At 59.7% G+C, this 19,982-nt stretch carries 13 protein-coding genes and 1 riboswitch; of the genes, 8 read left to right on the forward strand and 5 right to left on the reverse strand.

Features of this window, described 5'->3' with window-relative positions; genetic code table 11:
- Positions 1 to 171: 171 nt before the first annotated feature.
- The 8 genes from RBR41_RS05925 to RBR41_RS05960 all read left to right on the forward strand — a co-directional run bounded on the left by RBR41_RS05925 (position 172) and on the right by RBR41_RS05960 (position 10,617).
- Positions 172 to 1,017, forward strand: coding sequence for a fumarate hydratase (locus RBR41_RS05925; protein ID WP_320351720.1), 846 nt, complete (start codon positions 172 to 174; stop codon positions 1,015 to 1,017).
- 8 nt (positions 1,018 to 1,025) lie between these two features.
- The gene (locus RBR41_RS05930; RefSeq protein ID WP_320351662.1) at positions 1,026 to 1,589 is read left to right on the forward strand and encodes a Fe-S-containing hydro-lyase; all 564 of its coding nucleotides are present in this window, start codon (positions 1,026 to 1,028) and stop codon (positions 1,587 to 1,589) included.
- 738 nt (positions 1,590 to 2,327) lie between these two features.
- Complete coding sequence (gene alr / locus RBR41_RS05935; RefSeq protein ID WP_320351663.1) at positions 2,328 to 3,443, forward strand: alanine racemase; 1,116 nt, start codon at positions 2,328 to 2,330, stop codon at positions 3,441 to 3,443.
- A 222-nt stretch (positions 3,444 to 3,665) separates the two neighbouring features.
- A complete protein-coding gene (locus RBR41_RS05940; protein WP_320351664.1) occupies positions 3,666 to 5,051 on the forward strand; it encodes an amino acid permease in 1,386 nt (461 codons plus the stop codon).
- Positions 5,052 to 5,151: 100 nt separating this feature from the next.
- Positions 5,152 to 6,324 (forward strand): NAD(P) transhydrogenase subunit alpha, encoded by a 1,173-nt coding sequence (locus RBR41_RS05945; protein WP_320351665.1) that lies wholly within the window; start codon positions 5,152 to 5,154, stop codon positions 6,322 to 6,324.
- 197 nt (positions 6,325 to 6,521) lie between these two features.
- Positions 6,522 to 6,803 carry an NAD(P) transhydrogenase subunit alpha gene (locus RBR41_RS05950; protein WP_179980264.1) on the forward strand — a complete coding sequence of 94 codons (282 nt, stop codon included), beginning with the start codon at positions 6,522 to 6,524 and terminating at the stop codon, positions 6,801 to 6,803.
- A gap of 55 nt (positions 6,804 to 6,858) precedes the next feature.
- Positions 6,859 to 9,900, forward strand: a complete 3,042-nt coding sequence (locus RBR41_RS05955; protein ID WP_320351666.1) for an NAD(P)(+) transhydrogenase (Re/Si-specific) subunit beta — start codon at positions 6,859 to 6,861, stop codon at positions 9,898 to 9,900.
- Positions 9,901 to 10,113: 213 nt separating this feature from the next.
- Positions 10,114 to 10,617: an AbrB family transcriptional regulator gene (locus tag RBR41_RS05960; protein WP_320351667.1), complete on the forward strand. Its 504-nt coding sequence runs from the start codon at positions 10,114 to 10,116 to the stop codon at positions 10,615 to 10,617.
- A 116-nt stretch (positions 10,618 to 10,733) separates the two neighbouring features.
- Here the strand turns inward: RBR41_RS05960 and metE are convergent, their stop codons facing one another.
- The 5 genes from metE to RBR41_RS05985 all read right to left on the reverse strand — a co-directional run bounded on the left by metE (position 10,734) and on the right by RBR41_RS05985 (position 19,811).
- On the reverse strand, positions 10,734 to 13,010 hold the full coding sequence (gene metE, locus RBR41_RS05965) for a 5-methyltetrahydropteroyltriglutamate--homocysteine S-methyltransferase (protein ID WP_320351668.1): 2,277 nt from the start codon (positions 13,008 to 13,010) through the stop codon (positions 10,734 to 10,736).
- Between the two features lie 217 nt (positions 13,011 to 13,227).
- Positions 13,228 to 13,468: riboswitch (cobalamin riboswitch) on the reverse strand.
- A 411-nt stretch (positions 13,469 to 13,879) separates the two neighbouring features.
- Positions 13,880 to 15,859: a tetratricopeptide repeat protein gene (locus tag RBR41_RS05970; protein ID WP_320351669.1), complete on the reverse strand. Its 1,980-nt coding sequence runs from the start codon at positions 15,857 to 15,859 to the stop codon at positions 13,880 to 13,882.
- 507 nt (positions 15,860 to 16,366) lie between these two features.
- On the reverse strand, positions 16,367 to 17,602 hold the full coding sequence (locus RBR41_RS05975) for a hypothetical protein (RefSeq protein WP_320351670.1): 1,236 nt from the start codon (positions 17,600 to 17,602) through the stop codon (positions 16,367 to 16,369).
- A 15-nt stretch (positions 17,603 to 17,617) separates the two neighbouring features.
- Positions 17,618 to 19,303 (reverse strand): MBOAT family O-acyltransferase, encoded by a 1,686-nt coding sequence (locus tag RBR41_RS05980; RefSeq protein WP_320351671.1) that lies wholly within the window; start codon positions 19,301 to 19,303, stop codon positions 17,618 to 17,620.
- Between the two features lie 220 nt (positions 19,304 to 19,523).
- Complete coding sequence (locus RBR41_RS05985) at positions 19,524 to 19,811, reverse strand: integration host factor subunit alpha (protein ID WP_179980258.1); 288 nt, start codon at positions 19,809 to 19,811, stop codon at positions 19,524 to 19,526.
- Positions 19,812 to 19,982 lie beyond the last annotated feature (171 nt).

Genomic DNA, 19,982 nt, shown 5'->3' on the forward strand with positions numbered 1-19,982 from the left:
TACCATAATGTTGTTTGACAGAGCGTGCATTATGGCTATGCTGATCCTCAAAAAAAATGTATATTTCCGGGTGGATGAAGATCACCCTCAGCGGTTGTTCCTGCTTTTTTGCTGGTACGCCTTGTGGTTGCCATCCATAGGCGAACTCAAACCGGAAACTCTATGTGTGCCATGAAAGAAATCACCACCGAGGAAATATCGCGGGCAGTGGCCCGCATGGCCGTTGACGCCTGCTGCCTGCTGCCCGACGACATGGTGGCGGGGCTGGCCCGCGCCAGGCAAGAGGAATCTTCGCCCATAGGACAGGCCATCCTGGAACAGTTGCAGGAAAATGCCGCCCTGGCCAGGGCCGAGAACATGCCCATCTGCCAGGACACGGGCCTGGCCGTGGTTTTTGCCAGCGTGGGCCAGGACGTGCGCATTGTGGGCGGTGATTTTGAATCGGCCATTCATGAGGGCGTGCGTCGCGGCTACACGCAAGGGTATCTGCGTAAGTCCTGTGTGGCGGAACCGCTGTTTGAGCGAAAAAATACCGGGGACAATGCCCCGGCTGTCATCCATACGCGCATTGTGCCGGGTGACGCCCTGCGTTTGCGGCTGGCCCCCAAGGGGGCGGGGTCGGAAAACAAAAGCCTGCTCAGAATGCTGGTGCCCGCAGACGGGATCGACGGCGTGCGCCGGGTGGTTCTGGAGGCCGTCAGGAGCGCCGGGCCCAGCGCCTGTCCGCCCATGGTGGTTGGCGTGGGTATTGGCGGCACCATGGAAGTGGCCGCACTCTGCGCCAAACGCGCCGCCGCCCGCGACCTTGAAAGCCGTAATGCCGATGGCCGTTACGCCGCACTGGAAGAAGAGTTGCTTGACCTTGTCAACAGCACGGGCATCGGCCCGCAGGGATTCGGCGGCCTCGTGACCGCGCTCAAGGTGCATGTGGAGTGGGCCCCCACCCATATTGCGAGTCTGCCCGTGGCCGTGAACATCAATTGCCATGCGGCGCGCCACGCCGAAGTGGTGCTGTAGGAGGCCCCATGGCAGATCAGAACGTCAAACGCGTCACGGCTCCCTTTGACGACGCCACCGCCCGCTCGCTGCAGGCGGGCGACAGGGTGCTTATTACAGGCACGCTGCTGGCCGCGCGCGACGCCGCGCACAAACGCATGGTTGAAAGCCTGGCAAAGGGCGAACCCCTGCCCGTGGATCTGAAGGGTGCGGTGGTCTACTATCTGGGGCCAAGCCCGGCGAAGCCGGGACAGGTCATCGGCGCAGCCGGGCCGACCACGTCCGGCCGTATGGACGCCTATACGCCGCAACTTCTGGAGTTGGGCCTCAAGGGCATGATAGGCAAGGGATACCGCAGCGAAGCAGTGGCACAAGCCATACGGGGTTTTGGCGCGCCCTATCTGGCGGCCATTGGCGGCGCCGGGGCGCTGGTGGCGCGCAGCATCAAAAAATATACGGTGCTGGCCTATGGCGATCTGGGGCCGGAAGCCCTGGCCGCTCTTGAGGTTGAGGATTTTCCCGCTATTGTGGTTATGGATGCTCACGGCGGCAATTATTATGAAATGGGGCAACAACCGTACCGGCGTGTATAGCAGGAAGAAATGACAGGAAATTTTTTTCCAGAGAGCAAACATCCTGAAATTACATGAGTAAAATAGCCGTATTTTTTCGTGGCTGAAAATTATGTGATAAATTTTGTGGTTATAGATGGTTATGCTGAAAAGCGCTGCTTACAAACTTTTGTAAATGCAGCGCGTAGATACGGCGGGGATGTTTGGTTGATTGATCGACCCGTAGTGTTGCGGGAGCAGCCAGCAGCGCGGATTTTTCGAACCGGACATGGTTCTGGGGGCAAGGGTCTTGAAGGTTTTTTGCAGTCAGCGAAGGTGAGGCGCTAACCTTTTTTTGTAGACGGAACGTATATTTTTTATGATAAGATACTGAAAATTATATATTTTATCATTTCGCAAAAAGCCGTCTGCCAAAGAATTGCTGCAAATTTTTTTGCAGGCATGGACATAGGGTGGCACTCATGGTATCACTTGTATATATTGTGACATCAAAGCAAAAAGATTTTAAAGAATGATGTCAGACTTTTTTGCAAATCCAGCATGATAAATAGAAAAAGATGTATATTTTCAGAAAATGCTTTACCGTATGAAAAAGCATTCTTTTAAAGGCCGGTTGTTGATAAATAACTATGAATGAATGGTTTAGTTTTTGAATATATAGTGTCTCGTGTCCATAGGAAGTGTTTTGTGTGGGTTGCCAGACCCATATGCTGATATTGTCAGCCGTGGATATTGCGGTATCCGGAACGGGAGGACGTTGTGGTCAGTTTTGACAGACCGGTGTGGGCGGAAATAAGCCTTTCTTCACTGCGGCATAACATGCGCCAGATCAGGTCGCTGCTTAAGCCTGGAGTGCGTTTTTGCCCCATCATCAAAGCAGACGGGTATGGACACGGAGCGGTGCCGCTTGCCCATGAAGCCGTGGCCCTGGGCGCGGACTATCTTGGCGTGGCCATCCTAGACGAGGCAGCAGCACTACGCGCTGCCGGCATTACCGTGCCCATTCTCATACTTGGTTATACGCCGCCGCAGGCGGCGTCTTTCGTGGTCAGCAACCACATTACCCAGACCATTTTCAGCAAGGAGCAGGCGGACGCCCTGTCAGCGGCTGCGGCCGGGCTTGGCATGTCCGTCAAGGTGCATGTCAAGGTCGACACGGGTATGACGCGCATAGGCGTGCGCCCCGAAGACGCGGCGGCCTTCTGCTCCTATGTGTCCAGCCTTGGCAATATTGTGCTTGAGGGCATGTTTACCCACTTCGCCAGTTCGGACAGCGCCGACCGCTCGTACTGCCTCAAGCAGTTTGAGCGTTTTCAGGCAGCCATGGCGGCGGTGGAGGCATCCGGCATACGCCTTGCCATCCGGCATTGCGCCAACAGCGCTGCCATACTTTCCATGCCCGAAGCCCAGCTCGATATGGTGCGGGCGGGCATAATCCTTTACGGGCTCAAGCCCTCGGACGAATGCCCCATCCCCATCGAACTGCGCCCGGCCATGCGCCTCAAGGCGCGGTTGGCCATGGTCAAGCAGGTTCCGCCCGGCGTGGGCGTGAGCTATGGCAGCATTTTTCATACGCAGAAAGACAGTATTCTCGGTACCATACCCATCGGCTACGCTGACGGCTACACACGCATGCTCAGCAAAAAGGCCGAAGTTATCGTGCGGAACCAGCGCGCGCCCGTGGTCGGCCGCATCTGCATGGACCAGTGCATGACCGATGTGAGCCACATACCTGATGTCCGTGCCGGTGATGAAGTGCTGCTCTTCGGCAGCCCCGAACTGCCTGCGGACGAAATCGCCGCGCATCTCGGCACCATCAATTATGAAATCGTGTGCATGGTGGGCAAACGTGTGCCCAGAGTGTACGTTGAATGAACCTGTAGCCGTTCATATGTCATCGCCTGCAACTTTTTGTGTGAGGAGAATGCCGTAGCTTCCCGTGGTCGGACGACCCCGGTCATATGCGGATGACCGGATCGCCGCTCGAGATACATACACTACATCATCATGAGGAAAAAGGAGGGCCCCCCCCACTCACGAAACCTCGTTGTCTAAGGATTGGCATTCAAACTCGTTCACGGTTTGCAAGGAGACCATATGTCGAGCGAAAACAAAAGTGTAACTGGTGAAACTCTAACCCGTGGGTTGGAGTCAAGACATATTCAGCTCATCGCCATCGGCGGAGCTATCGGCGTCGGCCTGTTCCTGGGCTCAAGCACGGCCATCAGAACCGCCGGGCCGGGCCTGTTGCTGTCCTACCTCATCGGCGCGGCCGTCATCTTTTTTGTGATGCGCGCCCTCGGTGAAGTGGCTGTGGCCTATCCTGTGTCCGGATCGTTCAGCGCCTACGCGAATATGTTCATGGGCCCGCGCATGGGCTACATAACCGGCTGGACTTACTGGTTCATGTGGATCATCACAGGCATGGCCGAAATCACGGCAGTGGGTGTGTACTGCACCTTCTGGTGGCCGGACTTGCCACAGTGGATACCGGCCTTGATGGCTCTGGTGGCCATGACAACAGTCAACCTCATTTCCGTAAAACTTTTCGGCGAATTCGAATTCTGGTTCGCGCTTATCAAGGTTGTGGTCATTATCGCCATGATCGCCATCGGTCTTGGCATTATCCTGTTCGGCATCGGCCATGGCGGCGTGCCCACGGGTATAACCAACCTTTACGCCCTTGAAGGCGGCTTTTTGCCCAACGGCATGACCGGCGTCTTTATGGCCTTATCAATGGTCATGTTCGCATTTTTGGGCATTGAGCTCATCGGCGTCACCGCTGGTGAGGCCCGCAACCCCGAACAGTCCATCCCCTCAGCCATCAACAAGGTGCTGTGGCGAATCCTCGTGTTCTATATCGGCGCGCTGTTCGTCATCATGAGCATCTTCCCCTGGAATGAAATCGGCGTACACGGCAGCCCCTTTGTGCTGACCTTCAAGAACATCGGCATCGCCGCGGCTGCGGGCATCATCAACTTCGTGGTGGCCACCGCCGCCCTGTCTTCCTGCAACAGCGGCATCTACAGCAACGGGCGTATGCTGTACAACCTGGCACTGCAAAAACGCGCTCCGCAGTACTTCGGTCAGACCAGTAAGGCCAACGTGCCCGCGCGCGGTATCCTGGTGTCTTCGTGCATCATGCTTATCGGCGTGTTTCTCAACTATATCGTGCCTGAAGAAGTTTTTATCATCGTGACCAGCATCGCCACTTTCGCGGCCGTGTGGATATGGGGAACCATCATCATCGTTCAGATGAAGTCCCGTGTCAGCAAGTCGCCGGAAGAGGTGAGCAAGATCGCGTACAAGATGCCCTGGTACCCCTATTCCAACTATTTTGCCTTGATTGGGCTGGTGTTCGTGGCCGTGATTCTCACCATTGGTGAATCCACGCGTATCGCCATGATAGTTGGGCCGCTCTGGATCATCGGCATCAACGTTGTGTACAACCTGCTTGGGTGGAACAAGAAAGACGCTCAGTAGCAGCATTTTCAGTAGAGTGTGGAGCGACAACCGCGCATAGGGCGTCGGCTGCCGCACAAAAGATGGAAAGAGAATCAAACAAGTTCCAAGGAGTCTTATAATGAAGTTTCAGGGTATGACTATCGGTGTGCCGATGGAAATTATGCACGGCGAACGCCGCGTGTCCGCAACTCCTGATACCGTCAAGAAGATGGTTGCCGAAGGCGCCACGGTTCTGGTCGAGAAGGGCGCGGGCGACGGCGCGTTCTTCGCTGACGCCGCCTATGTTGAAGCTGGCGGCAAAATTGTTGAGGACGTTCAGGAAATCTTTGCCAAGTCCGACGTGATCCTGAAGGTCAAGGAACCCCTGTTCAACAAAAAAGTGAACAAGCACGAAGCGGAAATGGTGCGTGACGGCCAGTACCTGATCACGTTCCTGCATCCCGCCGCGCCTGTGAACCATGAAATGATGAAGAAGCTGGCGGCCACGGGCGTGATCAGCATCACGCTTGACGGCATCCCGCGTATATCGCGCGCTCAGGGCATGGACGCCCTGACCTCCATGAGCACTGTGGCCGGCTACAAGGGCGTGCTCATGGCCGCCAACCGCCTGGCCAAGTTCATGCCCATGGTGGGCACGGCCGTGGGCGTTATCAAACCCGCCAACGTGCTGGTCATCGGCACGGGCGTGGCCGGCCTTCAGGCCGTCGCCACCGCCAAGCGCCTTGGCGCTGTTGTGACCGCCGTGGACATCCGTCCCGACGCGCGCGAACAGTCCACAAGCCTTGGCGCCAAGTGCTTTGACGTGGGCGTGCCCGCCGATGTGGCCATTGGCGAAGGCGGCTATGCCCAGCGCCTGAGCGACGAATGGCTGCACAAGGAACGTGAGGCCCTGAAGCCCCTGGTGAAGGATTCGGACATCATCATCCTGTCCGCCCTGATCCCCGGCAAGCTGGCCCCCATCCTGATCACCGCAGACATGGTGGCCTCTATGGCTCCCGGCTCCAGCATCGTTGACATCTCCATTGACCAGGGCGGCAACTGCGAGCTGACCGACGCTGGTGAAGTGGTGGTCAAGCACGGCGTGACCATTGACGGCACCAAGAACATCCCCGGCATGATGCCCACGAGCTCCACCTGGATGTTCGCCAACAACGTGTTCCAGCTGCTTTCCTTCCTGGCCAAGGACGGCAAGATCGTGCTGGACAGAACCGACCCCATCATCGAATCCACGCTGACCACCATCGACAAGCAGATTGTCCACCGTGGCGCGCGTGAGGCCATGGGCTTATAGAACCGAGCAGGATTCTGCCGGAAATCGCATTTCCGGCAGAATCCACGCCGCAAACGGCGCGCTGCACTCCTGTGCGGCGCCAGGGCATGTAAACTTTTTCAAAGTCACATGCGCTGGGTTACAGCGGAGTGTCCGGGCGGCGCTTGCCACCCGGACATCTCGCATGGGCCCCGGAAAAAAAATTCAAGGAAGAGCATATGACCCCAATTACCCTGCTGGCAGTGTTCGTTGCCGCGACGCTGCTTGGCTACAAGATCATCAGCCATGTGCCGAGCCTGCTGCACACGCCCCTGATGTCGGCCATGAATGCCCTTTCGGGCGTCATCATTCTTGGTGCGGTGACGGCGACCTATCTTGCGGGCTCCGTCTTTTTCACCATACTGGGCGCCATTTCCGTCGCCATGGCCATTGTGAACGTTTTCGGCGGGTTTGACATTACTCACAAAATGCTTCGAATGGTCGCCGGGAAAAAGAAGTAACCCTTCATTCTGGCCTCTGCTACAACCATAAATCAGAAGAAAGGGTTGCTGTGACATGAATGCACTAACCTACAACATAATTGCCGGACTTCTTGTGGCGTCTGTACTGTTTGGTCTACGCCTCATGAACAAGGTTCCCACTGCGGTCAAGGGCAATCTTTTTTGCGCTTCGGCCATGGGCCTCGCCATCCTTGTGACCATGTTCAAGGACGGCTCCATGACGTCTCCCACGCTGTGGCTGGCCATTGCCGTGGGTATGACGCTGGGCCTTACCCTGTCCAACAAGGTCAAGATGATCCAGATGCCGCAGATGGTAGCCTTTCTGCACGGCATCGGCGGCGGTGCCGCTGCCATTGTGAGCTTTCTTGTACTGACGGACACGGGCGCGCCCTCGGCCTTTGAACGCGGCAGCGCCTGCCTGGCCATGGCCATGGGCATGACCACCATTACTGGCTCCTTTGTGGCCGCAGGCAAACTGCATCAGATACTGCCGCAAAAACCCATTATCCTGCCCGACCACACCAGGATTATTCTGTCCATTCTGGGTGTTATGGGCTTTTCCGTGCTTATGGGCACGATGTTTCCGCACTTTTTGTTCGGCTTTTTCATCTTCATGATGCTTTTGTCGGGCACGGCCTTTGGCATAGGGTTCACCATCCGCGTGGGCGGAGCCGACATGCCCATCACCATCTCGCTGCTGAACTCCATGGGCGGCGTTTGCGCCGCCATTGCGGGTTTTGCGGTGAGCGATCCCCTGCTGGTGGCCATCGGCGGCATCATCGGTTCTTCGGGCTTTTTGCTGACGCGCATCATGTGCAAGGCCATGAACAGAAAGCTGCTGTCCATCCTGCTTGGCGAGTCCTCTGTGGTCACGCCCGCTCGTGGGGCTGCGCCCAAGGCTGCCGCAGCTGCTCCGGCCCCTGTCAAATCCACTGAGGCCGAAGTGGCCAAGCTGGTGCAGAACGCCAAAAACGTGATCATCGTGCCAGGCTACGGCATGGCCCTTGCCCAGGCCCAGTACAAGGTCAAGCAGCTTGCCGACCTTCTGGAAAGCAAGGGAGCCAAGGTGAGCTACGGCATCCATCCCGTGGCGGGGCGCATGCCCGGCCATATGAACGTGCTGCTTGCCGAAGCCAATGTGGACTACGAAAATCTGCTTGAAATGGACACGGTTAACCCGATGTTCGCCGATGCCGACCTTGTGGTCATCGTGGGCGCCAACGACGTGGTGAACCCTGCGGCCAACAGCGCGGAAGGCACGCCCATTTACGGCATGCCCATTCTTGATGCCGAAAAGGCCAAGAACATCATCATCTGCAACTATGACAGCAAGCCGGGCTATGCCGGCGTGCCCAACCCCCTGTATGAGCGCGCTGGTGTGCACCTCATGCTGGGCGACGCGGCCAAGACCTTTGATACCCTGCTGCACTATGCCCAGGGCAATGCCCCGGCCGAGCAAAGCGCCGCCCCATCCGGCGGAGACAGCAAGGAAGCCGCAGCCGCCAAGCTGGTACACAACGCCAAGAGCGTGATTATCGTGCCCGGTTATGGTATGGCGCTGGCCCAGGCCCAGCACAAGGTCAAGCAGCTTGCTGACACGCTGGAAGCCAAGGGCGTCAAGGTGAGCTACGGCATCCATCCCGTGGCGGGGCGCATGCCCGGCCACATGAACGTGCTGCTTGCCGAAGCCAACGTGGATTACGAAGATCTGCTCGAAATGGATACCGTGAACCCGATGTTTGCGGAGACCGACCTTGTGGTGGTCATCGGGGCCAACGACGTGGTGAACCCTGCGGCCAACACGGCTGAAGGCACGCCCATCTACGGCATGCCCATCCTCAAGGCTGAAGAAGCCAAGGGCATCATCATCTGCAACTATGACGACAAGCCGGGCTACGCTGGCGTGCCCAACCCCCTGTATACCCGTGACGGCGTGATCCTCATGACAGGCGACGCGGCCAAGACCGTGGACCGTCTGGTGAGCTTCGCCCAGGGCGAAAGCCCCGCCGCAGCCGCCCCATCCGGCGGCGACAGCAAGGAAGCCGCGGCCGCCAGGCTGGTGCAGAACGCCAAAAACGTGGTCATCGTACCCGGCTACGGCATGGCCCTTGCCCAGGCCCAGTACAAGGTCAAGCAGCTTGCCGACCTTCTGGAAAGCAAGGGAGCCAAGGTGAGCTACGGCATCCATCCCGTGGCGGGGCGCATGCCCGGCCACATGAACGTGCTGCTCGCCGAAGCCAATGTGGACTACGAACATCTGCTTGAAATGGACACCGTGAACCCGATGTTTGCGGAATCCGACCTTGTGGTCATCGTTGGAGCCAACGACGTGGTGAACCCTGCGGCCAACAGTGCGGAAGGCACGCCCATTTACGGCATGCCCATCCTCAAGGCCGAAGAAGCCAAGAACATCATCATCTGCAACTACGACGACAAGCCTGGTTACGCCGGTGTGCCCAACCCCCTGTATACCCGCGATGGGGTAATCCTCATGACGGGCGATGCCTCCAAGAGCTTTGACAAGCTGCTGGCCTACGCACAGGGCGAAAGCCCGGCGGGGGCCGCTCCTGCCGCTCCTGCGGCTGGCGGAGATCAGGTGGACAAGGTGCTCAGGGACGCCAAAAGCGTCGTTATCGTGCCCGGTTACGGCATGGCACTGGCCCAGGCCCAGCACAAGGTCAAGCAGCTTGCCGACCTGCTGGAATCCAGGGGCGTCAAGGTGAGCTACGGTATCCATCCCGTGGCGGGGCGCATGCCCGGCCACATGAACGTGCTGCTTGCCGAAGCCAACGTGGATTACGAAGACCTGCTTGAAATGGACGTGGTGAATCCGATGTTTGCCGAAGCCGATCTGGCCATCGTCATCGGGGCCAACGACGTGGTGAACCCTGCGGCCAACACGGCCGAGGGCACGCCCATTTACGGCATGCCCATCCTCAAGGCTGGCGAGGCCAAAAACGTCATCATCTGCAACTATGACGACAAGCCCGGCTATGCCGGGGTGGACAACACCCTGTACGGCAAGCCCGGCGTCATCATGATGCTTGGCGATGCCTCTGCCACCATGGACAAGCTCATAGGCATACTCCAGAAGTAGCGCCACAGCGCGATTACCACAGCGCAATTATCCCTGCGCAATTACCGGGGGGCGCATTCTTCCATGCGAAGAATGCGCCCCTCGTCATTTTCGTCATTGAGGTGCGGAAGCAATGGGAGTATGCAGTGCGGACGGCGGGTTCTGGCCCGCCAAATCATGACGCGGCCAGCGCATAAATGTAAAGACTACGAAGCCGCGTGAAGGAAGGATTGTATGACGACGCTGATCGCACTTTTTGCCGTGGGCCTCACCGGAGGCCTGGTTTTTGACTACTTTGACCTGCCGGGCGGCCCCATGACTGGGGCCATGGTGGCCGTGGTCATTTTTAAAAGCCTCGGCTCCGTCAGCACGCCGTTCATGCCGCACTGGATCCGGTATGTGGTGTACGGCTGCGTGGGCGTGATCGTTGGCAATATGTACAGTCCCGGCATGCTGAGCGTTGTGCGTGAAACGTGGCCCATCATGCTGCTTTCGACCTTTATCATTCTCGCCGCCGGTCTCGGCTGTTCCTGGATAAGCATGCGCTTTGGCGGCATGAGCGCCGAGGGCGCCTACCTTGCCACCAGCCCCGGCGGCTTCAACGCCATCATGGCCCTGGCCGGAGATGCGGGACGCGAAGCGCCTATGATTATGGTGTATCACCTGGTGCGCATCTATGCCATTGTGCTGCTGTCGCCGCTCATAGCCAAGCTGCTGGTTCTTATGGCTAAGCTCTAGTGAATCTGGCTCACGCAGCCGCCAGAGCAATTTTACTTTGAAATTGCTCCAAGAGTTTTAGGGGGAGGGGCGTGGGGGAGAGTCCTCCCCCACAAATCCTCGCATACGCTAAATCCCTAGGCGGTCAGTTCCACGCGCACCCGCAGAGCAGCGGCCACCATATTTTCCAGGGCCGGATAAGCCTCTTCCCAGCGCCGTGTCTTGAGGCCGCAGTCGGGGTTGACCCAAAGCTGGCTTTTGTCGATGTGCTGCAGCGCCAGGTGCAGCAGACGCACCATCTCGTCCGCCGTGGGAATGCGCGGGCTGTGGATATCATACACGCCGGGGCCGACCTCGCCCACATAGTGAAAGCGGGTGAAGGCGTCCAGCAGTTCCATGCCGCTGCGGCTGGATTCGATGCTGATGACGTCGGCGTCCATGCGCGCGATGGCGGGCAGGATGGCGTTGAATTCGCTGTAGCACATGTGGGTGTGCATCTGTGTGCGATCTTCAACGCCAGTGGACGCCAGAAGAAAGGCATCCACGGCCCATTGCAGGTACACGGCGGCCTCGGCCGCAGTAAGGGGCATGCCTTCGCGCAGGGCGGCCTCGTCTATCTGGATGATGTGTATGCCCGCCGCCTCAAGGTCACTGACCTCGTCGCGGATGGCCAGGGCGATCTGGCGGCAGACTTCGCTGCGCGGCAGGTCGTCGCGCACGAAGCTCCAGCAGAGGATGGTCACTGGCCCGGTGAGCATGCCCTTGACCGGCTTTTGCGTCAGGGACTGGGCATAGCGCGCCCAGGCCACGGTCATAGGGGCCTTGCGGTACACGTCGCCATAAATGACGGGCGGCTTGACGCAGCGGCTGCCGTAGCTCTGCACCCAGCCATTGCGCGTAAAGCAGAATCCGCCAAGCTGCTGGCCAAAATACTCCACCATATCGTTGCGCTCGGCCTCGCCGTGCACGAGAACGTCCAGCCCAAGTTCCTCCTGCTTTTTGATGCAGGCGGCAATCTCGGCCTTGATGGCGGCTTCGTAGTCGGCCGGGGTCATTTGACCGCGTTTGAAGGCCAGCCGCGTCTTACGGATATGGTCTGTCTGCGGGAAAGAACCGATGGTGGTGGTGGGCAGAAGCGGCAGACGCAGCCAGGCCTGGGCCTGCTTGCGCGCGGCGAAGGGGGATTTGCGGGCCAGCATGGCCGGGGTCACTGCGGCGGCGCGCTCACGCACCCGTGTCAGCACCGTGTCGGCATGGGCCTGAGCCTCGGCCAGCACGGCGGCGTTGGCTGCCAGAATGTCCGCGCCCTGGTCAAGGGCAATGGCTTTGAGGTCGGCCAGTTCCGCGCATTTCTGCACGGCAAAAGCCATGCGGCTTCTGATGTGGGCGGGCAGGTCGGTTTCTTCCGCGAGATCCACGGGGCTGTGCAAAAGCGAGCAGGAAGAGGCCAGAAGCACACGATCAGCGCCAAGAGCGTTCACGGCGCGGGTCATGAGGCTGGCGGCCTGCGCGTAGTCGGTCTTCCAGATATTGCGTCCGTTGACCAGTCCGAGGGACAGGGCCATGTGATCGGGCAGGGCGGCGAGCACGGCGTCCAACTGGCCGGAGCCGCGCACAAGGTCGATATGCAGGGCCGCGCAGCCGCTGTTTATGGCCAGGGCAAGGTGATTTTCCAGCGGGCCGAAGTAGGTCGCCAGCAAGAGCCTGGCTGACCCGGCGCGGGCCACCGCCGCATTGAGCGTGGCGTACGCTTCGGTGAACCGCTCTGCTGCTGTGGCAGGCAGCAGTTCGGTGCAGAGCACAGGCTCTTCAATCTGGATGCAGTTGCAAAGAGGAGCCAGTTGTTCCAGCAGCCCCGCATAGGTTGCCAGCACCTCGTCCAGCCGCGTCCACGGGTCTGCGCCGTTCTGGCCCTTGGCCAGAGCCAGCCAGGTGAAGGGGCCGATGATGGAGGCCTTGGGCGTGAAGCCCCTGGCGGCGGCGCGCCGAGTCGCTTCCAGCACGGGGTGTTCGCCTGGCGTCCAGACGGCGTCGGCTTCGATTTCCGGCACAAGATAGTGGTAGTTGGTGTCAAACCACTTGGTCATCTCCATGGCCGGAATGTTGCGTGAGGCGTCCCCTCGCGCCAGAGCGAAATAGCGCGTCAGGGCGTCCTTGCCGCAGCGGGCAAAGCGGGCGGGCACAGCCCCAAGCATGAGGCTTGTGTCCAGCATGCGGTCATAGAGGGAAAAATCGCCCGTGGTCACGTAGCTCAGCCCAGCTTCGCGCTGGATGGCCCAATGGCTTTCCTGAAGCTGGTGCGCTGTGCCGGTGAGGTCCTGGGCGGACGTGTCGCCACGCCAGAAAGATTCGAGAGCCTGTTTCAGCTCACGCTGCCTGCCCATGGAGGGAAAGCCGAGAATGTGGGTACGCATGGTTGCTCCTTTCATATGGTGTTGAAAGGGCAGTCTTTTTCACGCTAGAGCTTGTATACCTGAAATGGCGCATGACCTGCCGGTCTTGCCGCCACTTCACAATACGGATGCAATCCGTACCGACGCGCGGCATGGGAATGCCGCACGGCTCTGGCCGGGCGCGCCAACGCCTGACCGGGCACTTGCCTGAACGCGAGACAGTACTGCCTTGCCGCCGGATGGCGGCAGGTGATGAGGCGTCTCCTGGCTTCCGGCCCCTGCGCGTTTGTGGTTGCGCGTGGCCGTACCTTCCCGTCCCCGGAGCAGACCGATGCTGCGAATGTGCATTCACAACATGTTGTCGGCTGGTCGGTGGACAGTGGTACGGCGCGGGTTTGTGCCGATTACAGTGGCGCGTCCGCAACGGATTTTCACCGTTTTCCGTTTCTCATCACAATATCTAGATAAGTTGATATATAACGGCGGCCACGGTGTCAAGTGCAGACAGGCAAAGAATGCGGGTGGCCTCTCCTGAGTCCCAGGGCGGAATGCCGCTGAGCCGCCATACAAGGCAGCTTTGATCTGGGGTAGTTTTGATCCCGTGTGGGGCGGAAAGGCGCAGCCCCGCAACAGACTGAACCAAATAAAAGTTTTAGGGGGAGGGGGTGTGGGGGAGGAGACCCTTTTTTAGAGCATTTAACCTTTGAAAAAGGTTTAATGCTCTAACGCTGCACGAGAGTGCAGCGCGCCACAACGTGGCGTAGATTCTGCCGGAAATCGCATTTTCGGCAGAATGACACCTTTGAAATGTGAAACATTTCAAAGGTAATCTGGTCTAAAGAGGGTCCCTCCCCCACAAAGCTTTTCAGCCACAAAATCCCCTAAGTATTCTAGTCCTGGCGGGTGAGATGGTAGACGGCGGGGATCATGTACATGAGGCTCACGAGCTGGCGTGTGGGCTCGTAGCGCGTGGCCACCACGACGGAGCCGAGGTTCCAGAGGTGGTCGTCGTCGCTTTCTCCTGCGGAGGGCGCACCGAAGCGCTCACTGACCATGCGCACGATGGCCTGCGCCGTGGCCTTGTCCGGCACGGCGTATTCCAGTTCCGCAAAGCCCAGGGGCGAGGGGCGGCCTGGCCCGTAGCAGAAGGCCGCCTGCCGCGCGCCGGGCACAAGCGCGCCGGGCGTGTAGGTGTCGCAGATGTAGGCGTCGTCCTGGCGGGACGCGTGCATGCCCGCCTTGGCGAGCGCGTCGCGCATGGCGGGCCTGGTGGCGGTGTCCAGGCGCTGGCCAAAGAGCACTGCTCCGGGGCGTGAGGCGGAAGGCCCGGCCATGTCTTCCAGTTCCTTCATGGCGTGGATGGAGCCGCGCATGGCAGCCGCATAGAGCAGAAGCGTGGCGCGAGCCTGGTTTTTTTCCACCCCCTGACCTGTGCGGTAAAGATGGCCGAGGCGGGCCAGGGCGTCTGTCTGCTGCTGGGCCGCCGCGCGGCTGTACCAGGCTGCGGCCGCCTTGTGGTCTTGCTGCACGCCGTGGCCGCTCTCGTACATGAGGCCGAGATTGTACTGGGCCTCGGGTTGCCCCTGCCGGGCTGCGAGGTCAAACCAGCGGGCGGCCTCTTGGGGGTTGGCGTCAATGCCGCGCCCCTGTTCCAGCATGCGCCCGTAGTTGCTCATGCCGGACGGATGCCCTGTGGAGGCGGAGCGGGCAAACCAGTAGAGGGCGCGCCCTTCGTCCAGATCCACACCCTGACCGAGGTCAAAGAGCACCCCAAGGTTGTTCATGGCCTGGCCGTCGCCGTTCTCGGCCAGATGCTGCCAGATGGCGCGGGCCTGGGCGTAGTCGCCCTTCTGATAGGCCTCATTGGCTTGAGCTTCAGGGCTGCCGGGGGTTGGGGAACTTTCCGGCTTTCCTCCACCCGTAGCTTCGTGACCGCCATTGGCTGGAGCGTGAGGCGTGGAAGCCTCCTCGGTCGCTTTGGGGGTATGTGGCGCAGAGGCCGCGTCTTTTTTGGCGTCCGCAGCCTTGGCGCGCGGCGCTCGCGGCGTGCCCTGGCGTCCCCGTTCCTGCCGCTGGCGTTCCCTTTCCTGATTCAGCTGCTGCTGGCGGCGTTGAGCTTCCGGCGACTGGGGCTGTATGCCTTCGGCAGCGGGACTTCTGGGGCTGGCGGGAGCGAGTACGGCAGGCGTCGGGGCCACGGGCGCGGGCGGCGGCACCGGGGCTGGCGAAAGGGTAGGGGCCTGCCCCGGAGCGGCGGGGGCTGCGCCAGAGTGGCCATTGCTCTTTTGCCCCGCCTGGCTGCCTTGCTGTCCCGCCTGGCCGCCCTGTTGCTGCAGAGTGGCCGCTTCAGCTTCTGACAGCTGGCCGCCAAAAAGAAATCCCATTATTTCGCGCCCTCTGGAGGGCTGGCCATTGTCTGCTGGCTGTCCGCTGCCTGCCCAGCCCGGCCTTTGCCCGCCGCCGGGAGCCTGCAGGGCGGGAGCCTGGATTGTGGGAGCCGTGACCGTGGGAGTTTGAACAACTGGCGCTTGAACTGTAGGCGTCGTGACAGTGGGCTCGGTGTTGGTTGGGGTGGGTATGGAGGCCGCAGCAGCCAGAGCCGTGCGTGGCGTCATGCCTCCCAGGGAGGCAGCGCAGAGGAGCAGGCCCCACAGCGCCATGGCACGCAAAAAGGCGATGGCCCTGGCTGAGGTGATGGCCCTGGCAGAGGCGATGACCTGGGCTGAAGCGGCGGGAAGGGTGGCGCGCAGGGCAGAAGCCTCCGCCTTAGAATCATGCGGGCCAGCATCATGCGAACCAGAACCGAGCGGGCCAGCACCATGCGGGCCAGCATCATGCGGGCCGGGATTTTGCGAGATGGGATTTTGCAAGATGCTTCTTGGCAGATCGCGATCGCCCGGGCTGATTTCGTTCAGCGGGCCGATCGCGGTCGGGCCGCAAAGAGCGTGAACCCGCAGGGCCGTCAACACGACCCTGCGGGCAGGCATACTGTTTTGCGCAAAACCTTTCGGCTCTGCTGTACAACTGGAGGTGTTCCGGCGCATGGCTCCCATCCCTAGAGCAGATTAACTTTGAAATGTTTCACATTTCAAAGTTTTCATTCAGCCGAAAAATGCGATTTGCGACAGCCATCAGCAGGCTGCTCGCTCTATTAACCAATTGCTGTCTTAATCCGTAGCTTCCTTCGTCGCAACGGCTAAAGCTCGGCTGAATCCACGCCACGTTGTGGCGAGCTGCACTTCGTACAGCGTTAGAGCATTTACACTTTTTCAAAGTCAAAATGCTCTAGCCAAGCCTCGCGGCCATGGCGTTCCTGTGGCTCGGCGCTGCGTCAGTGGCTGGCGGCCGGGCCCGGGTCTTGCCAGGCCGTTTGCGGCCTATGGTTTACGTTTGGGACAGTTGAAATTGTTGAAATCAATTTCCGGCTTGTCCGTAAGGCGCGGGTCAAATACCAGGGCGTGCCCGCGCCAGTCGCGGATGGTCGCATTGATTTTTTCCATATTCACATACGTCAGCAGGGCGGGCCAGCGATCGGCCATATCCCGCAGCATACGCGCATAGGTTACTTCGCCGCCGTGGAAGCCGTCAACAAATTCGCAATCGCTGGAGCCGAAGGTGCGCGCGTCCGTAAAGTCCATAACGTCTATGCCGCGTGCCAGCAGGGCCTCCCGCAGGTGGAAGAGGTGCGGGTAGTCGGCCTCGCGCTGGCGTATGGCGTCCAGCACTTTCACGGACAGGGGCGAAATAAAGACAAAGGTGGCTATGCCGCGCGCCTTGAGGCGACAGTAGATTTCGGCAAAGGCGTCCAGATGGGCGGAGCTTATGCCGCCGGGGTCGCGGCTGCCTGCAATGGGCTTGGCGCGAAAAAAGGCCTTGATGCCGTGCCGCACCTGCTTGAGCGTGTCCTCGAACTGATAGTCGAAGGGACGCTTTTGCCCTGTGGTTTCGGCCGTGTAGTACCATGCGCCGTCAGGGCCGAACCCGTCGTCCGTCTGCTGGGCCATGATGCCGTAGCGTCCGGCGCGGAAGCCTCCCGCCGATTCCAGCAGAACGGGGGCAATGAGGTCGTGAACGGAGATCTTTCCTTCAAGCAGCCAGGCCCAGGGTTTTTTCAGGCTTTCAAACCCGTAGTTGTAGGAGCCGCTGGTGGGGGGCTCGTCCTTGAAGGGATCGGGCTGCCATTGGGGCATGAACCACCAGAAATCCAGGCCGATGATGACGGCATCGGGCTTGTGCAGGGCCAGCATGGCGTCAAGGGTGGAGCGCAGCACCGAAAGGTTGCCTGCCGTGCCGCCCACGTTGAGAAAGGGTTTACGAAAGTAGGCCCCCCGGAACTGCATGACGCGGGATGAACCCACGGCGGCGATTTCCGGTTTGACCTTGGCGTAAAGCTGCAGCTTGTAGTCCACAAAGTCCTGTGAGACGCCAGAGCCGAAAACGGCGAACTGCCCGGAGGACTGCGCCTCCACCGCGCGCTCGACGCCCACGTCGCCGCTTTTGTAGAGCCACCACAGGGTATAGGGCAGGGCCAGCAGGCCGACCACAAGGGCCAGAAGCAGCAGCACACGGAAATACCGGGAAAGGTAGGCGGATTCGGTGAGGGTTTTACTCATGTTGTGTCCGCCCCTTTAAAATTGGAAGTACAGGAAGGTCGCCTTGCGCGACACCAGAATGAGCGTCACAAAGGCCAGGCAGGCCAGGCCTGTGGCCCATGCCATCGAGGGCTGCCAACTGAGGTACGGGCGCGAACCGTCGCGCCTGCCGTGCAGCAGTTCGTGACTGTTGGGGAATGCCCAGCACAGCACAAAACTTATGCCCAGCAGGGCAAAGGGCAGCCAGCCCTGCAAATAGTTGTTGGGCAGCCACCGGGCCGCCAGAACGCCCATAGTGGAAAGGCCCGCGTAATCAGCGGTCAGGCCTGCGGCCTCGGCCGTGAAGGGCCCGGCAAACATGGCCCCGAACATGGCTGCGGTTCCGTCAAGGCTCACCGTGCGGAAGATCACCCAGCCAAGGTTGATGCACAGGAAGGTGAACAGGATGAAGAAAATCCGCATGGGCGGGGTGGCCAGCACCTTTTCAAGCAGGGTGCCCTTGATGCAGGCCCGGAAAAAATGGTTGACGCCCAGCATGGAGCCGTGCAAGGCCCCCCAGATGATGAAGGTCCAGCCCGCGCCGTGCCATGCGCCTCCGATAAGCATGGTCAGAAAGAGATTGCGGTACTGCATGAGCCGCCCTTTGCGGTTGCCGCCAAGGGGGATGTACAGAAAATCACGCAACCACGAACTCAAGGTGATATGCCAGCGCCGCCAGAAATCGACTATGCCCGTGGACTTGTAGGGCGAATCGAAGTTCTCAGGCAGGCGCAGGCCAAGCATGAGGCCAATGCCGATGGCCATGTCCGTATAGCCGGAAAAGTCGAAATACAGCTGGAAGGTGTAGCACAGGGACCCCAGCCATGCCTCGGCTCTGCTGATGGGAAAGGCTTTTTCCGCAGCGTTGAAAACGGCGTTGGCATATACGGCCAGCCCGTCCGCCAGCAGCACCTTTTTGGCAAGACCAATGGTAAAAAGCGTGAACCCCTGGGCCAGACCCTCTGCCGTGGAGCCAGAAAGATCGTCAAGCTGCGGGCCCAACTGCTCGTAACGCACAATGGGGCCGGAAATCACGTAGGGAAAGCAGGCCGAGAACAGGGCGTGGCGCGAAAAACCCTGCGGCGTCACCTGCCGCCGGTACACGCTGACCAGCCATGCGATCTGTATGAAGGTATAGAAGGATATGCCGAGCGGAAGCCCCGGCGGGGTGAAGTTCCATTGCGTGCCCATAAGAAGGGCCAGGTTCTGGGCGAAAAACCAGGAGTACTTGAACCAGAGCAGGGGCAGCAGGTTCAGGATGAGGGCCATGGCCAGCAGCCCTTTGCGGCTGCACGCCCAGGCGCGTGCTCCTTTCAGCCCGTTGCCCTGAAAAAGACGCCTCCCCCTGCGGAATTTCGCCGGACGGGAGCCAGGGCCTTCTGCCTGGGCGTCCGACGACTCTGAGGGACCAGCCAGTTCGGCTTCTTCGGGGATGATCTCCGTCTCGTCCATTGTGCCGTCAGGCCGGTTTGGGTCGGCCAGGGCCAGCGCGAACGCGTAGTTCATGCCCAGAATGGCCGCCAGCAGCAGCAGAAAGGGCAGGCCCCAAAGAGCGTAAAAAACTACGGAAAAGAGCAGCAGAACCAGACTCAGCCGCGTGGCTCCGTAGCCTGCGGTCAGCCGCCAGCACAGCAGCAGAAGTGGGAGAAAAAGAAAGATAAAGGAATAGGAATTGAATAGCATGCACAACTCCCGTGACGTTGACCTCGAGCATTTGTGGCGAAACGGCCCAGGATCAGGCGATAACGCAGCCCAGAACGGCAGAGGCCGGGACACGAAAAAGCGCAGGACAAAAAAATGCCCTGTCCGTGCTACGGCTGACGGCTAAAGAAAAAGCGCGGCAAACCAGCGCGGCAGGACCCGGCAAGGCCCGCCGTGAAGGCACAGGCGTATTGTTGCCGACTTAGGGGTTCAGTTCCGAGCGGAATTTCCGCGACAGACGGAACACCATAACCTTGCGCGGGGGCAGGGTGATGGTTTCGTCTGTTTTGGGATTGCGCCCCTTGCGTGATGCTTTGTCATAGCATTCGAACTTGCCAAATCCGCTGATGAGCAAAGCCCGATCTTTTTTGATGGCGGACTTCATTATATCCAGCAGTTTTTCAACCACGTTCTTTACATCAACGCGGTTCTTGTCGGTTTCTTCGTAGATGGCCTCCACGATGTCCGCTTTGGTCAGTGTTTTTTTCATTGTGAGTTCTCCGGCGCGTAACAATGCGCTGGTATGGCTGTCACAAAACATGATATGGACAGGTATGGCCCAACGGGCAACGATGGCACACTTCACATGAAGCGCACTTTTGTGTAAAATACACGCAACTAACGGGCAGAGCAAGATTTTTCTTAAAAATTGTCTTCTTAC

The organism is Desulfovibrio sp. (assembly GCF_034006445.1).
GTDB lineage: Bacteria > Desulfobacterota > Desulfovibrionia > Desulfovibrionales > Desulfovibrionaceae > Desulfovibrio.